The 16,304-nt window shown below is 66.3% G+C and carries 10 protein-coding genes; 9 read left to right on the top strand and 1 reads right to left on the bottom strand.

The window, feature by feature from the left end; translation table 11 throughout:
* Positions 1-16 precede the first annotated feature (16 nt).
* Positions 17-1,063 (top strand): glycosyltransferase family 2 protein, encoded by a 1,047-nt coding sequence (locus VKF82_12215; GenBank protein ID HME82819.1) that lies wholly within the window; start codon positions 17-19, stop codon positions 1,061-1,063.
* Here the strand turns inward: VKF82_12215 and VKF82_12220 are convergent.
* On the bottom strand, positions 1,002-1,868 hold the full coding sequence (locus VKF82_12220; GenBank protein HME82820.1) for a glycosyltransferase: 867 nt from the start codon (positions 1,866-1,868) through the stop codon (positions 1,002-1,004). The two genes, VKF82_12215 and VKF82_12220, sit on opposite strands and share 62 nt — an antisense overlap.
* Positions 1,869-1,925: 57 nt before the next feature.
* Here VKF82_12220 and VKF82_12225 point away from each other — a divergent pair, with 57 nt between their 5' ends.
* The 8 genes from VKF82_12225 to VKF82_12260 form a co-directional block, all read left to right on the top strand.
* Entirely contained in the window at positions 1,926-5,678 is a 3,753-nt protein-coding gene (locus VKF82_12225; protein HME82821.1) for a hypothetical protein, read from the top strand.
* Positions 5,678-6,058 carry a hypothetical protein gene (locus tag VKF82_12230; GenBank protein HME82822.1) on the top strand — a complete coding sequence of 127 codons (381 nt, stop codon included), beginning with the start codon at positions 5,678-5,680 and terminating at the stop codon, positions 6,056-6,058. The genes VKF82_12225 and VKF82_12230 overlap by 1 nt, the downstream gene beginning before the upstream one ends.
* Positions 6,051-8,024: a glycosyltransferase gene (locus VKF82_12235; protein HME82823.1), complete on the top strand. Its 1,974-nt coding sequence runs from the start codon at positions 6,051-6,053 to the stop codon at positions 8,022-8,024. The genes VKF82_12230 and VKF82_12235 overlap by 8 nt, the downstream gene beginning before the upstream one ends.
* Positions 8,024-10,309 carry a hypothetical protein gene (locus tag VKF82_12240; GenBank protein ID HME82824.1) on the top strand — a complete coding sequence of 762 codons (2,286 nt, stop codon included), beginning with the start codon at positions 8,024-8,026 and terminating at the stop codon, positions 10,307-10,309. Before VKF82_12235 ends, VKF82_12240 begins: the two co-directional genes overlap by 1 nt.
* Complete coding sequence (locus VKF82_12245) at positions 10,306-12,912, top strand: hypothetical protein (GenBank protein HME82825.1); 2,607 nt, start codon at positions 10,306-10,308, stop codon at positions 12,910-12,912. The genes VKF82_12240 and VKF82_12245 overlap by 4 nt, the downstream gene beginning before the upstream one ends.
* Complete coding sequence (locus tag VKF82_12250; GenBank protein ID HME82826.1) at positions 12,899-14,155, top strand: glycosyltransferase family 4 protein; 1,257 nt, start codon at positions 12,899-12,901, stop codon at positions 14,153-14,155. The genes VKF82_12245 and VKF82_12250 overlap by 14 nt, the downstream gene beginning before the upstream one ends.
* Before the next feature lie 44 nt (positions 14,156-14,199).
* Complete coding sequence (locus VKF82_12255; GenBank protein ID HME82827.1) at positions 14,200-15,519, top strand: UDP-glucose/GDP-mannose dehydrogenase family protein; 1,320 nt, start codon at positions 14,200-14,202, stop codon at positions 15,517-15,519.
* A partial coding sequence (locus VKF82_12260) for an NAD-dependent epimerase/dehydratase family protein (GenBank protein ID HME82828.1) occupies positions 15,519-16,304 on the top strand: 786 nt, incomplete at its 3' end. The genes VKF82_12255 and VKF82_12260, both read left to right, overlap by 1 nt.

The raw sequence follows: 16,304 nt of genomic DNA on the forward strand, positions 1-16,304 counted from the left end.
GGGAACGGCCGACGATTTGACCACACAACGGTTCGTGGTCGTGATACCCGTGGCGCGGTATCACGAACGCCTAGCGCGATGTCTGGAAGCGTGCTCGCGATTGACGTACGAGCCGCGCACTATCTGCGTGGTCTCCGACGACCCGCTTGAGCTTCCGCACGATCAGCATTTCATCAACGTCGTCACCGGCGCCGGCGGACTGACCGGTCCGGGCGCCAAGCGCGACCTCGCGACTCTCGCGTGCCCTGATGCCGGCGTCTACGCCTATCTCGACGATGACGCGTATCCTCCACCGCAGTGGCTCGATGAAGCCGCCGCCGTATTGGATCAACACCCGGATGCAGCAGGGGCCGGCGGCCCTGGGTTGATGCCCGACGATCAGACCTTTTGGGAACGAGTGAGCTCGGCCGTGCTTGGGTCACCCGCGGGTAGCGGTCCCTTGCGCTTCCGATTCGTATTGGAAGCCGCGCGCGACTGCGACGATTTTCCCGCCTATGATATGTTCGTGCGCCGGCCGTGGCTCACGTCCGTCGGCGGGTGGGCGACGAACTGGTACGGCGGTGAGGATACGACGCTGTGCGCGCGGCTTGCCGATCGAGGCGGTTTGCTGCGCTACGACCCGCGCCTTTTCGTCTTTCACTACCGCCGGCCGTTGTGGCCGGCGCACGCGTGGCAGATCTACAACGTCGGACGCTCGCGCGGCTGTTTCATACGCGCCAAGGACTCGCGCTCGAGGCGGCTCGCCTTTGCCGGCCCGTTCGCGTTTCTGGCCGGCGTGCTCGGCTTTGCGCTGCTGCCCTTCTCCGGAGTGCCGGTCGCAGTGGCGCTTGGCGCAGCGGCGTGCGCGTACACGGCGCTCGCGCTGCTGGGGAGCACGCCGTCGGACGATTGGCGGGTACGGCTATTGACTCCGTTGGGCCTTATCATCCATCATGCGGCGTATGCGGCCGGTCTGACACTCGGGCTTCTCACTGGGAAGCGCACGGTGCGCGGAGAGGACATCACGCGATCCGCGTCTTGGTCGACCGAACGGTCTCCCACGCCGAATTCCGGACCGGGCTAGGCAGGCTGCTCGAAATCGTATACATCAGGGCCCAGCACGCGGCGCGCGCGGGCTTGCGCGCCGCGGTCGCCAAGACGGCGCTTGCGAGTACGTGGAAGGGAGTCGCCTCGACCCCGTAGCCGCGCCGTAGTTGGCGTTCTCCCTCGAGCACGCGCCGCGAGACGCGCCAGTAGTCGGCAAACGTCGTAGCGGGGTTGAGCTGACAGCGGGCCTCGGGGACGTACACGATCGTCCCTCCTTTGCGGAAGATGTGCATCGCGAGGTAATGGTCATCGTTGATGATCTCGGGTGGAAGCTCGGCGTCGGCAATCGTGTCGCGGGCGAAAGCGAGGAGATGTCCTACCGCATAGTGGCGGAGATACTCGCCGGCCTTGAGCCGCTCGATGACGGCAAAGGCGAAGGACGATGCCAGTGCCGGCACGGTGATTCGCCTGAGCAGCGGCTCTTGTGCGCCGACCGCTAGGGACGCCCCGCTCTCGATCGCATCGGCTAAGAGCCGGATTGCGCCGTCGCAGACGCGCACATCCGCGTTGATGCGCAGTATCGCGTCGCCCCGTGCGGCCTTCAGCAGATGTGTGACTGCGCCGGCGCAGCCGACCCGCATGGTGCCGCGGATGACCCGAACCCTGGGCGCACGGGTAGCGATCTCCTCGACGATGGTCGCCGTTTGATCGGTCGACATATCGTCGTAGACTACTATTTCGGTCAATGCGTGCACGCCAAGGTCCGCTGCGAGCAGCGACTCGAGCAGAGGGCCGATGTTGGCGGCCTCGTCGCGCGCCGGGATCAAGATACTGATATTCATACAGTGCCGCAAAGCGCCGAGAGTATTCGATGTGCGCCGACACGAACCCATCGGTCCGTGCGCCGTATCGACTGGTACCTGGTTCTCTTGTGGTCGCTCGTCCTCATACCCGCGGCTTGGATATTCCGAGACTGGCTGTTCTCGCTGCGGACGATCGCCTTCGCGGACTGGCCATATCTCGCACCGCAGACGATGGCAGACTTTTGGCCTATGCGCGAGGGCTGGATCGCATACAACGGCGTCGGCTTTAGTTCCGCCGCGTCACTGCCGGGCTTCCTACTGGATGTACTGTGCGGGCTCGCCTCGCTCGCGCACATCCCATTCGAAGTTTTCGAGCGCGCCGTCTATTTCGTGCCGGCGTTCATCATCTGCCTCGCGGGAACGTACGCGCTCACGCTTGAGCTGACGCACAGCAGAACCGCGGCGATCGTCGCGAGCGCCTTCTCGATCTTCAACGGCTACGGCCTGCGCATCTTGGGGCTCGGCCAGGTGTCGATATTCGTCGCGGCCGGCCTGCTGCCGGTGTTCGCCTTGCTCTTCATCAAACTCATGCGTGGGGTCACGCCTCCCCGCGTCGCCGGTATGATCGCCGTCTTCGGAGCGATGTTGGCGTACGATCTTAGAATCGCATACGTCGCCGTGCTCGTCGGGCTCATGATGGGAGCCGGCTATCTCGCGCTCCAGCACCTGCGCGCATTGCCGTCGTTGGCGGGCATAGGTGGATCGATCGTCGCGGCCGTCCTGTTCGTGCATGCGGCGTGGGTGCTTCCCTCGCTATACTACCACAAGCTCGAGCCGAAGCTGCCCCCAGGATTTGATGCGCGCGGCTGGTTCGACGTGCTCAGCTATTTCACGCTGCCCGAAGCGCTGACGCTGTACCATCAATGGAAGATGCCCGGCTATGGGACCGCCTACCCGCCGGTGCTTCCGTATATCGTCTTGTTCGCGCTTGCGCTCATGCCGATATTGCTGCGTCCTCGGCGACCGTGGGTCGTGGGGCTTACCGGCATGGCGTTGCTGTTCGCCATGCTCATGAAAGGCGCACGCCCACCGTTCTCAGAGCTAAGCACGTGGATATTCCGGCACGTGCCCGGCATGTACGGCTTCCGCGACCCAAGCAAATTCGCTGGCGTCATCGTCTTCGCGGAGGCGGCGCTGATCGGCTACGCGACGGTCCTGCTCGGAGGCGTCTTCCCGCGCTTCGCGCGCGTCTTTCCAATCGCCGCGATCGCGCTGGTCCTCGCCGCGCACGGCTATGCTTTCTCGCGCCAGATCGGCGGGGCGATCCGCGCGCGCGACGTTCCACCCGAGTATACCGAGCTCATAGAATATATCACCAACGATACGCGCTTCTCACGCGTCGTATGGATGCCGCGACGCGCGACGTTTCACGTGCGAACGCGCGAGCATCCGATTGTCGAAGCGCTGGCCGACCTTCCCGGTCCGCTCTACTATTACACCAACAATAATGAAGACAACACGTGGGGGCTAGGCTGGATCGAGCAGCCGTATTCAGGCTGGCTCATGCGCGATCTAGACGTCGGGTATTTCGTCGTTCCGGACGAGAGAATCGACGACCAGGCATTCGCCGCCGGCTGGACGCCGCGCGCCCATGTCGCGACCTCGCTCGACCGCTTGCCGTGGCTCGCGTTCGACCGCAAGTTCGGCGGCATCGACGTGTACCGCGTGAAAGATCCGCTCCCGCTGGTGACGGGGTCTAGCGCCGCGATTCTCATGCGCGATGCCTCGCCGGCCGACCTGCGGCACTTCAAGAACGCAGCGCTTCCGGAGGGCGCGCTTGACGCGCCGACATTGACCCTTTCCTCTTCCGCTAGCCCGCCGCCGGACGTCGTTGACGTCGACCTAGGCGACTCGACGCCCGGCGCACGCACCTCGTCGCATCTATGGTACGGAGGTGACGCGCTTGCCGTGCTCGCGTATGGTGCGACCGATATCGGCCTCGTCGGCGCCGAACGTGCGGCGGATGGCGGGCTCACGCTTTCAGCCGCTCGAGGTTTTTTCCCGAGCGACAGCATGATCGCGCAGCCCGCGGCCGGTCCTTCATCGGTGGTGACGCTCTCCACGCGCGTCAAACCGTCCGGCGGCGTCTCGCGATTTTCGCTGACGATCTACTGTGCCGAGGACCAGTGGACGGGAATGGGTTGTGCAGATGGGTATGCTCTCGAATGGGCCCGCGACGCGCGCCTCGTGCGATATCGTTATGGGAAGCCGACGGTACTGGCGGTATCGCAGCTGCCGCTGCGCGACCAGCAATGGCATGACATCAGATTGACCATCAGCCACCCGGACATCGGTACGCAGCTGCTCAGCGCGACGCTCGACGGCAGCACCGTCGCACATGCCGACACGGGCGATCAAATCGTCTATCGAGGTCGTGTGGCGATCACGACCACCGGTGGCGACGTCGAGCTGGGCGGCGCGCCGGCGATCGCCGGTGAGTGGCCGGCACCGATCTTCGACTCGTTGCAGCCGACCCTGGCACGCGAGAGCTTCACCGTGACCGAACCTGTGGAGCTGTCGCCCTTCCCCATAGGCGCCGCGTCGCCGATCGCCCGCGTTCCGCTGCTTGACGCCAATATCTCCGTAGGAGCGAGCGCATCCTCACGCACGCCATGCGGCGCGCCGGCTGGCGCGCTGATCCGGCCGCCATTCGAGGCGCCACTGTTCGGCAAACCGCTGCTTGAGTGGCGGAAACTTGATGGACCCGCCCCCTCGTGGATCGGCCTCGTTCTCCGCGACGGACAAGGCGAGGTATCATGCGTCGTCCTGCCGATCGAGCCGCAGACCCGTACCGTCGATGTCCAATCGTACATCGCGCTCGAAAACGCGGCAGGGCAGACTGACGCCGCCCGCGCGCGTCCCAATGCCTCATCGTTGATGATCGCGTATCCGCATCCGGCGCCGGCCGACGATTTCATACTGACCGGCATCGCGCTCGCAGTTGCGCCTGCCGGCGCGCACGAGTCGCTTCATCTCTCGCTAGACATCGAGCGAAGCGCGCTCAAGTCAGACGTCGTCTTCGAAAACAACGTTCGCATTGCGGCCCCCGCTGGCCGGCTCGTCGCTGCGTGCGCGGCGCTGCCGGCTTCGGCGTTGGACTTCGCTGTGCCGGGCAGTCGATGGACAGCGCGCGCTCCCATGCTGCTCATGGGAGCGCGGGAGATCGCCGGTGTTGACCTTGCGCGCGCGGACGAGCTCGCGCAGACGCCTTCATACCTGGTCGGCATCGCCCCCCCGCAACGACCTGATGAGGTCGCGCAAGTCGTCACGCGATTGAGCGCGGCGTCGCCCCTTCAGGCGGGCACGTGCACCTACCGTCCGCGCGACCACGCGCAAACCCCGGAGATCCGCATCGACGACCGGATCTACGATGCGGGGCGCAAGCTCACGCCTGGAGCGCACGTCATCCGCACAAGTGATGCCCCGTTGCCGCCGCGCGCATCCGGCCTATTGCTCGCGACCCCGACGCTGTTGCACGTCCGCTCAATTCCCGTCACCTTTGCACAGCTCGAGGGTCTGCATTATCGCGCCGAGGTACCGTCAGCGCCGGCATGGATCGTGTTCCGCCAGGGTTACGACGCCGGGTGGGTCGCGCGCGCGCGGGGCGGAGCGTTGCTCCACTTGCCCGCCGACGACGTGTTCAACGCCTATTACGTCGACCGGCCCGGGACTGTGGACATCGAGTATGCGCCGCGCAGGCTCGCGGTCGCCGGCCAGAGCATCTCAATCGTGAGCGCCACCCTGCTGACGATCTATCTTCTATCTCTGCTGTGGAAGCGACGGAGCTGATGCGCGCGGTCGCCGGCCTGATCGCTCTCACTGCGCTTGCTCTTGTCGCGCTCGTCGCCGTGCGCGCGTTAGGGGCCGGCCATGAGAGCGGCGCGATGCAAGCAGCGCAAACTGTAGCAGCGTTCGTCGCGGCGCTGGCGGGTGCCATCTGGCTGCGGTGCGACGACGCGCTAACGCGAAGCGCGATCACCGTCGGCGGCATCTTGGTCTGCGCCGGCTTTGCTCTGTACGAGGCATCGCAAGGACTCTATGACGTAGCCGCGCTTCCGCTCGCCAGCGCGGGGACTTACGTGCTGCTGGCGGGATGCGCCACTGCGACCTATACGTTGATTGCAGGGATACCGGAAGGCCAGCGGCGAGACAGCAGCATCCATGAGTGAGGCACTCCCGCGCTACTCAATCATCATTCCGGCGCATAACGAGCAGGACCGCATCGGACCGGTCGTGAGCGATTATCTCGGGTCATTCCAGGACTCCGAGCTGATCGTCGTGCTCAACGGCTGCACGGATGCGACGCAGGAACGGGTTCGCGCGGCGTGCGACGGCCGCGGCGACGTCCGTCTCATCGCGCTGCCGCTGGCCGTGGGAAAGGGCGGCGCGGTGCGCGCCGGTATGATGGTCGCGCGCGCGCCGATCGTCGGGTTTGTCGACGCCGACGGTTCGACGTCGGCGACGGAGATGCGCCGGCTGTGCGAAGCGCTGGGCGACGCTGACGGGGTGATCGGATCGCGCTGGCTCGAAGCGTCGGTGGTGCGGGTGCCGCAGACCCGCCTGCGGCGTTTCGCGAGCCGGACGTTCAACGCGCTCGTACGCGTGATGTTCGGCCTGCCGTTTTCCGACACGCAGTGCGGCGCCAAGGTGTTCCGCGCAGACGCACTGCGCCCGATCCTCCATCGCCTCGAGACGGCGAATTTCGCGTTTGACGTCGATCTGCTCTTACTGCTGTCGCAGTCGCGTCGACGCATCGTCGAGATGCCGACCGTCTGGGAAGACCGGACGGGCTCAAGCTTGCGCGTCGTGCCGAGCTCGATGCTCATGCTCGCAGCGCTTGTGCGCCTGCGCTTGCGCCACTCTCCATTTCATCCGTTCGTGCCGTGGCTCGACCGCGTCGTGCCCACAAAGCCGCTGCGTATGCGCGACCATTTGCGGATACTGATCCTGAACTGGCGCGACATCCGCCACCCGCAAGCAGGCGGAGCAGAGCTTTATCTGCATGAGATCGCTCGGCGCCTGGTTGCACGCGGTCAAACCGTCGCCTGGCTCACGTCTGGGTTCCCTGGCGCGCCGCGTCACGAGGTCATCGACGGCGTCTCCATCACGCGCACCGGCAATGCGCTCACCGTGTACCTCGCGGTGCCGCTCGAGTATCTGCGCTCCTGCATCGACCGCTTCGACCTCATCATCGATTCCGAGAACGGCATCCCGTTCTTCTCGCCGATGTTCTCGTTGAAGGCGAAACTGTGCGTGATGTACCACGTGCATCGCGAGGTCTTCTTGACGCAGCTGCGACCGCCGCTGTCGTGGCTGATGGCGTGGATCGAGACCCGCGTGATGCCCTTCGTCTATCGCCACGTCACGTTCGTCACGATCTCGGAGAACACGCGCGACGAGATGCAACGCTTGCGCCTGACGCGCCGCCCCATCTTCGTGGTACCGAGCGGCGTGGACCACCTTCTACAGCCCGGGACCAAGGCGGCTCAGCCCACGATCCTCTATCTCGGCCGCCTGAAGCCGTATAAGCGTATCGATCTGCTCATGCGCGCGTTTGCGCGCCTCCGTGCACAAGTGCCAGGGGCGCAGTTGCGGATCGCCGGGCGGGGAGAGGATGCGGCGCGGCTTCGCGCCCTCGCTGACGAACTGGAGCTGAGCGGATCGGTGACTTTCGAAGGCTTTGTCGACGAAGATCACAAGCGCGAGCTGCTGCAGCAAGCGTGGGTCTTTGCGACCGCATCGTTGGTGGAAGGATGGGGCATCTCGGTGATCGAGGCCAACGCCTGCGGCACGCCCGCCGTGGCGTTCGACGTCCCAGGTTTGCGCGAGGCGATCGTCGACGGCGTCAGCGGTATCATCGTGCCGGACCATGGCACGCTGGTCGAGGATCTTGCGGACGCACTTGCCGCCATCCTGACCGACACAAAGCGCCGGGAAGCGCTGACGTGCGGCGCCGTCGAGCGCGCCGCGACCTTTTCATGGGATGCGGCGACAGATGCGCTGCTCGCCATCATGTCGCACCAATTCGTCGAGGGTGATTCCGGCGTGGTTCTCAACGAGGGCGTGTGGCATCTCCCGCAACCGCCCGCGGACGACGGAACGCAGGCGTCGGAACCTTCGCGGACCATTCGTTGATGCTTCGCTCACGTGAGCTTCTGGCGGTCGCGGCAGCCGCCGCGGTGTTCTGTGCGATCGCGTACCGGTCGTTTCTCTATTCCCCGGGCACGCCGAACTTCGCGCACGATTGGGCGTGGTCGCCCGTGGCCGCACAGATCGTCGATCTGTTCCATTCGCGGACAAGCTTCTCGCGGCTCGATTCGCTCGGCGGCCCGAACACCGATGTGGCGGCCTATCCGGCGCTTTTCCTTGCGGCGCTTCCGGCGCCGCTTCTCGGCAGCAGCGCGGCTCTCAAGTTCTTCCTTCTCTGGACGACCATCGCAGCGGCGGTGGGGGCCGCAGCGCTAGCGCGGCTCTGCGGCGCCGATCGCGCGAGCGCAGTCCTCATCGGATTAGCCTACGCGGCCGGCCCATATGCGTTCAATAAGATCGTCAGCGGACAGGTGACGGTCTGGCTCGCCTATGCGGCACTGCCCTTCGCATTGTGGGCGATCACGTCAGCGCGGGATCGCAATATTCTGTTCACGGCCGGCGCAGTCGCGCTACCGCTCGCGCTGATAGCGCCTCAGTTGCAGATATTCGCGGTGTCGTTGGTCGCACTTATCGCGGCCGGCGCGGTACTCGCAGGTCTGCGAGGCGCACTTGCGGCGTGCGCGGCTGGCCTGCTGGCCGCCGCCACGCAAGCGCCGCTGGCCCTCGAGCTGCACAACGCGTTGGGTGCGGATGTGTACGGCCAGTTCTTGGCGCGCAGTCCATGGGAACTGATCCAAAGTCCGCCGCTTCGGCTCGCGCTGCGACTTGATGGCTACTTCACGCAATCCTACGCGCTCGCGACCATCGGCCTCCATCACGCCGCCGCCGTCGCCTGCTACGCGTTCGCCGCGCTGGCATGGCTTGGGCTTTTCGTGCGCCCCGGTTCGCGGCGAGCCGGCTGGATCGCCGCAGCGGGCGCGGCATCCATCCTCGCCGTCGTGTGCTCCTATCATCTACCATGGAAAAGCGTGGCAGACAATATCTTCCTGAACGTTCCGGCTGCCACCGTCTTCCGCGAGCTATACGACCTGATCGCGCTGCTGGCCGTCGCCTACGTCATCGGCGCCGCGCGTGCCACCGGTATCACATTCGTCCGGTTCGCAGTCTGGGGCGCGACGTTGCTCGTGATCGCGGTCGGCTGCTTAGCCCGGTACGACACGGTGCTCGGTGCCAGCGACCTGCGCCCGCACGTCACCGCATTCGATGCATTGGCTGCGATGCCGGGCGACGACCGGATCTGGCCCGTGCCCAACGGCCGCTTCCTGAAGGCCACTGCGCGCGACGCAGGCGGATTCGATCCGTTCTTCGGCCGCGCGGGCGCTCATCCGATCGTCGAGGAGTACTTCCCGACCGGGCCGGTAGCCGTCGCGCGTATGCTGCCGCTCGGGTGCGCGGGGCCGCTCCTGCGCGCGATGCGCGTGCGCTATATCTGGCAGCGGCTTGACCTTGCGCGCTCCGCTGAGGCTGTGTCGCCGGTGGGGCCACTGAGATCGCCGATGTGCGCAGGCGCTTTGCGCGCGACGCGCGTCTACTCGAGCCCCACCGATTCGCTCGAGCAGATCGATGCGGTGCCCGCAGCGCACCGCACGATCGACAACGTCGACATCGTGCCCGACGATTGGCTCGACGGATTGACGTCATTGGGCGGCGGGCACGACTTCGTCTTCGCGCGCGACGCGCGCGCGCTCGGCGTACACGAGTCTGAGATTGAGCCGCCACTCGATGACCGCCGCTTCGTCGACCCCCACGACGGGCCGGTCACGGCGAGCCTTTTCGGCGGCACGGGCGTTGCGTTCGTCGAGCTTGCAGGCGGCGCCAGCATCGTCGCTGCGCCGGCACTTGCGCACATCCAGGTGAGCCCCTCGGCGAGGTTTGTCTACGACCGCCGCGCCGCCCGGTACAAACTCGCGTTGTGCGAAGAATCGTTTGACTGCGTCGAAGGCGGCAGCTTCGCGTTGTTCGGGCCGGCGTTGCGCGATCCAACCGTGCAGACGCGGGCGCTCTCGCTCGGCAGCGATCGCATGCTCGTCGTCGACACGCAATTCGATCCGGCGCTGCGTGCGCGGGCCGGCGGCCGCGATCTTCTCCATGTCCGCGTCGACGGTTATGCCAACGGGTGGCTCGTGCCGGCCGGCGATGAGAGCGACGTCGCGATCTCCGACGGAAGAGTTGGAGGGCTTGTGGCAGCCTGGACGCTTGCGGTTGTCGCCTGGCTTTGCATCGCGGCAGCTCTGGCGGGTGGTGCGCTGCGCGCTCGAGCGGCGGCATGAGGCTGTTCGCGCTCCGGCGCGCCGACGCGCTGGCGCTTGCCCTGCTTGCCGCAGTCGTCTTGGCCATCCACTGGCGTTGGTTCTTGCCCGGTGTGATCACCGATCAGGATTGGCGGGTGTACTCCGCGGCGCAGCTGCATGCGTTGTTCCCATCGCCCAGCGTGTTCGACCTCACCATGAATCTGGGCGCCGACAATCGCGATTCGATCAACTTCTATCCGATGATCAGCCTCATGGCGTTAATCGCACGCCTGGGCGCCTCGCCAGGCCTCGCGGTCCGCCTCGTCGTGATGTTCCCCACCATCGTGTTGCTCGCGGCCGGCGGTTACATCTTCGCGCGTACCTACGTGACTAGCGTGTTGGCGAGCTGGTTGGCCGGGGCGTTCTACGCTTGCAACGCCTATGTCGACGTCATCATCGGACGCGGGCAGATGACCGTTGCCGAGTCCGCTGCGTGGTCGGCGATCGCGCTTGCAGCGTGCGTTCGCGCGGTCCGGCCCGGTGGCCGCGCACGCGACGCCGCGCTGGCGGCGCTGTGTCTGGGATTGGCATTCGTGTGCGACGTGCGGATCGCGCTGCTCGCGTGTACGGCCGCGATCCCGCTGTGCGCGATCGAGCTGCGACGCGATTCGCTGGCCGGACAGCTTGCGCGCGGAGCGGCGATCGGCGGGGCGCTCGCGCTGCTGCTGTTGTATACACTTATCCCGACGCTGGCCTCCCACTTGCAGTTCTCGCCGCCATCGGACTTCGGCGATGCCGGTTGGCTTTCGCGCCTGAGCTTCACCTCGCTCGCGCAAGCGCTCACCTTCGACCATCCGCTGTGGTACGACAACGCCGTGCACACGTGGCGCTGGAAGTTCGCGATCTTCCTCGTACCCGTGGTGGTCGGATTCTGGGTGATGCTGCGCGATCCGGAGCAGCGGCCGCGCGCCGGCGTCATGCTCGCGCTTGTCGCGGCCGGAGCGGTGTTTGTGGCCGGCACGCTCACCTGGTTCGGTCCAGTGTACGTCTGGCTTTTCATGCACACGTGGTATGTGCATCTGTTCCGCGACCCGTCGAAGTTCACCGTCTTGATGCTGCCGGGCTACGCGCTCGCATTCGGCACCGGCGCGGCCGCTATCGTCGCATGGATGCCGCGGCGCTGGATGCAGGCGGTGGCCGTCGCCGCATTCATCGTGCTCGCGCTGTGGCCGTCGCGACCGATCTTCACCGGTGCGCAGACGCAGCTCTATTGGCCCAAGCAACCCGCTGCCGATGAAACGCTCCTCGCGCAGACCCTGAGCGCCGATCCGATTCCGTCGCGCGTGCTGTGGACACCCATTCCGGATCGATTCATACCGCCCGATGATCGGCACCCGGCAATCGACGCGCTCTGGTTCGCGCAGATCGCCGTCGATGGTGTCAGCTCGTTGTCCGACAGCCAACGGCTCGCGCGAGCGCTGCGCTCGCTGGGCATCGGCTATGTGGTGGTGCTGCGCAACGAGAGCGCATCGCTCGCCTATCCGCCCACGTACGTCGCGTATCGGACCATCCGGACCTACGCGGCGCTCGGCGCGTTCGGCGTGCCGCTGTTCGACGGCCCTGCGCTGAGCGTGTTCAAAGTCGGCGGGGTGATGCGCTTTTCCGCCGACCCGGCGCTGGCAGGCCTGCGCGTCAATGCTCTGCAGATCCCGTCCGTGCGCGACGGTGTGTCGGCAGGGCCCGTCCTGAGAGCTCCCGTCCGCATGACGGCGCGCGGCGCCGTTTCCGGTGCATGGCTCGTCCCCGTGCCGTCAGGCGTCCGCGGTGCGCGCGATCCAGCGCTCGTCGCGGCGCGTCCGCCGCGCGATACTTTGTTCGCGTCGAAAGGCGCGCTTCGCCTGGACGGCCTCGTGCCCGAACGAGAAGGCGCTGTCGTCGTCGATCCGTACGGCGCCCTGCTGGATGTACCGGATTGGACCGGGTACGTCGACGTCGGTATCCGGGTCAGGCGCGTCGGCGCGGCGCGTCCCTACCTCTTACTGAGGACGCAGGACAGAGCGTTCGGCTACGAGATCCGAGGAGTTTCGCGCCCGGGTGACTATCACGTCATGCTGCCGGCCGAAGACGTTCCGCGCACCGTTCGTGTGCGCGCGAGCCCACCCGCGGACATCAGCATCGAATCGTCCGCTTTTGTGCCGGCCAGTTATCACGGCTTGATCGACCCGGCTGCATTGGCGCGCGCGCGGCCGACTCGAACAATCTCCATCCTCATACCGCTGGCCGCTGCGGTCGCGGCGGACGGCGCACACGACACCTTTACGACTCTTCCGTTGCAGACCGTCCGTCAGTTTCCAGCAATGCTGGCCGGATCGGGGCGAGTCTCGGGCACGCTCGCAGGGCCTATGTCGGCGTCGCCGCTCTGGTCGACGGCTCCAGCACCCGATGCTCGCGCGGCCCGCGCGCCTTCGCGCAGCCTCGGCGACTTCGCAGCTGCAGATCTGCCGCCTGATGCTGCCGGCGTGACCTTCGAGTACTCGGTCGATCGCCAGTTGGCGTTAGGCGAGATCCTCTCGCTGCTCGCAGCGCTCGGTCTGATCGCATGCATCATGTTCGATCCAGGAGCGCGCCGTGCGGGCGAGTGACGCGCGCGTTCTCTTCGCGCCGGCGCACTATTTCACGGGCGCAGACGTCGGCGGCAGCGAATTTTGCTGGCCCTACCAGATCATCGCGCACGTCGCGCCGCGCGTGTGCGCTGCCGACGTCGTCCTCGGCGAGCTGCGCAACGGCTCGTTCGGCCCGAACGTCGCCGTTCACGAGGTGCTGCCGGTCGCCCGCCAGCATTTGTTCTCGGTGGGCACGGCGGCAGCGTTCATGTCGGGCTACTGGCGCAGCGCTCTCGCGATCACGCGGCGCGACGTGCCCGACATCCTCCACCATGTCCTGCCCTTCTCGCCGATCACGTTCAACCCGCTCATCCTATTCCGCCACACGCCGCTGGGCGTGCCGGCGCGCACGCGCATCGTGATCGGTCCGGTGCAGATGCCGCACGATGAAATGCTTGGCGGCACCGCTGAGGACATCGGGTCGCTGTATCGCCGCGAGTTCGACGCGCCCGTCCAGGCGATGCGCGGTGCACGCCGCCGCCGATTGATCGGTGCGCTGACACACCGCCTGTCCGACCGCTGCCTCAACGCGGCACACGCAGTGGTGGCGATCACCGATGAGACAAGAGCCTATCTGCAGGCGCGCGGGATACGATCGCCGATCACCGTTATCCCGGCCGGCATCGACTACCGCCGTTTCGACGTGGTCGACCGCTCCGCTCGCACAACTCCGTTCACGCTGCTGTCCGCTTCGTATTTCGTGCAGCGCAAGGGGATCGATCTGCTGCTGCGCGCGGTCGCACTCGCGCGAACACGCGCTGAGGTGCGTCTGATCCTCGCCGGGGACGGCCCGCAACGCGCGAACCTGATCGCGCTGCGCGACGATTTGGACCTGGGCGATGCGGTGCAATTCGCCGGATTCTTGGACGAGAACGCGCTGCGCGCGCAATACGCGGCCGCTGACGCGCTGGTAAGCATGTCGTGGTCCGAGAGTTTCGGCATGTCGCTGCTCGAAGCCATGGCGACGGGCATGCCGTGCATCTCGACAGCCAACGCCGGCGCTCGAGCGCTGATCGAGGACGGCCGCACCGGCCTACTAGCGCCGCTCGGCGATGCGGAGAGATTCGCTGCGGCGATCGAGCAGCTCGCTTCTGATCGCGTTCGCGCGCAGGCGCTTGGCCTGGCCGCGCGCGCGTCAGTCGAGTCGCGCCATGATTGGACGTCGATCGGCGCCGCATACGTGGCGCTGTACGAAAGCCTGCTCGACACGACGCCGCGCTGACGCGCCAGCCAGGGTTGGACGCGCGGCGCGCTAAAGCCGTCGCCATGCACACGATCGGCGTCATCGGTTCCGGGTATGTCGGCCTGGTGACCGGCGCGTGTCTTGCCGAGCTCGGCAACTCAGTGATGTGCGTCGACGTGGACGCCGCGCGCATCGAGACGCTCACCGGTGGCCGCCTTCCCGTCTTCGAGCCGGGCCTCGCAGAACTCGTCGAACGCAACCGCCACGCAGGCCGGCTTGAGTTCAGCGCCGACATCACCAAAGCCGTTCGCGGCCGCGATGTGATCTTCGTCGCCGTCGGCACGCCCGCCAGCGCGAACGGCGGACTGGATGTCAGCGCGGTTCGTGCGGCGGCAGCCTCCATCGCGCGCGCGCTCGACGGACCGAAGATCGTGGTCAACAAATCGACGGTGCCGGTCGAGACGGCCGGCCTGGTCAGGGAGATCATCGAGCAGACCAAGACCGCAGCTTTCGACGTCACCGTGGTCTCCAATCCTGAGTTCTTGCGCGAGGGTTCGGCTATCTCCGATTTCATGGATCCCGACCGCATCGTCATCGGCTCGTCGGATGCGCGCGCCGAAGCGGTCATGCGCGAGCTGTACAAGCCGCTCGATGCGCGCATCATCGTCGTGGACGAACGCGCTGCAGAACTGATAAAGCTCGCAGCCAACGCGTTCTTGGCGCTCAAGCTGTCCTATGTCAACGAGATCGCGCAGATCTGCGACGAGGTCGGAGCTGATATCGAAGACATCGTCGCAGGTGTCGGCAGCGACTCGCGCATCGGCGAGACATACCTGCGCGCCGGACTGGGCTTCGGAGGCTCGTGCATCCCGAAAGACGCGCGCGCGCTCCACGATCTGGCCGCGTCGCACGGCATCGATGCGCATATGCTCGCCGCCGCCCTTGACGTCAACCGCGGGCAGATCGGACTGATCGTGGAGCGGCTCGGTCAAGCGCTCAACGGACTGGATGGGCGCGCCGTCGCCGTGCTCGGCCTCGCGTTCAAGCCGGAAACGGATGACGTCCGCGAATCGCCCGCTGTGGCGCTTGCGAGCGCCCTCGTCAACGCCGGCTGTGAAGTACGCGTGCACGATCCCGCAGCAGTCGGGCAAGCTCGCGCCGCGCTCGGCGCATCGGTCGACTACGCCGCTTCGTGGCAAGATGCGGTGCGAGATGCCGACGCCGTCGTCGTCGCCACTGACTGGAACGAGTACAAGCAGCTCGATTTCTCGGTGATGCGCGCGCGCATGCGCGGACGCGTGATCGTCGACGCGCGCAACATCTACGATCCGGCGCAGCTCGCGGACCAAGGGTTCACGCACATCGGCGTCGGCCGCGGCCGAAAGGGCCGGCAGAGAGCCTGATGAGAGCGATGGTGACGGGCGCCGCCGGCTTCGTCGGCTCGCACTTCGTCGATCGACTGATCCAAGAGGGTTGGGATGTTGTCGGAGTGGACAACCTTCTCACCGGCGACCGCACCAATCTCGAACACGCGCGACGCAATAGCTCGTTTCAGTTCGTCGAAGGCGATGTCACTGCACCCGGCTTTGCAGACGGCGTGCTGGCACCGGCACGCCCCGATCTGATCGCGCATCTCGCCTCGCCGGCCAGCCCGGTGGACTACGCCGCCCATCCGCTTGAGACGATGAACGCGAACTCAGCCGGCACCGATGCATGCGCGCGCGCCGCCATGCAGTGCAAGGCCCGGCTGCTGTTCGCATCCACCTCCGAGACGTATGGCGATCCGCTCGAACATCCGCAGCGCGAGAGCTATTGGGGCAATGTCAATCCGATCGGCCCGCGCTCGCCGTATGACGAATCGAAGCGCTTTGGCGAGGCGCTCGTGATGGCGTACATCCGCTCGCGTGGACTGCGCGCGACGATCGTGCGCATCTTCAACACATACGGGCCGCGCATGCGCGCGCATGACGGGCGCGTGATCCCCGCGTTCGTGGATCAGGCGCTTCACGGCCAAGCGATGAGCATCTACGGAGATGGTTCTCAGACGCGGTCGTTCTGCTATGTCAGCGATCTGGTCGACGGTCTGTTCAAAGCGGCGACGTCGGAGCGCGCGCTGGGCGAAGTGATAAACCTGGGAAATCCTCGCGAGTACACGGTGCTCGAGGTCGCGAAGCTTGTGAGCCGGCTG

The organism is Candidatus Eremiobacteraceae bacterium (assembly GCA_035314825.1).
Taxonomy (GTDB): domain Bacteria; phylum Vulcanimicrobiota; class Vulcanimicrobiia; order Eremiobacterales; family Eremiobacteraceae; genus JAFAHD01.

Bases quoted from the DNA above. Each gene is read 5' to 3' on its own strand.
- VKF82_12220 (HME82820.1), bottom strand. From the start codon at position 1,868: ATGAATATCAGTATCTTGATCCCGGCGCGCGACGAGGCCGCCAACATC.
- VKF82_12230 (HME82822.1), top strand. From the start codon at position 5,678: ATGCGCGCGGTCGCCGGCCTGATCGCTCTCACTGCGCTTGCTCTTGTC.
- VKF82_12235 (HME82823.1), top strand. From the start codon at position 6,051: ATGAGTGAGGCACTCCCGCGCTACTCAATCATCATTCCGGCGCATAAC.
- VKF82_12240 (HME82824.1), top strand. From the start codon at position 8,024: ATGCTTCGCTCACGTGAGCTTCTGGCGGTCGCGGCAGCCGCCGCGGTG.
- VKF82_12245 (HME82825.1), top strand. From the start codon at position 10,306: ATGAGGCTGTTCGCGCTCCGGCGCGCCGACGCGCTGGCGCTTGCCCTG.
- VKF82_12255 (HME82827.1), top strand. From the start codon at position 14,200: ATGCACACGATCGGCGTCATCGGTTCCGGGTATGTCGGCCTGGTGACC.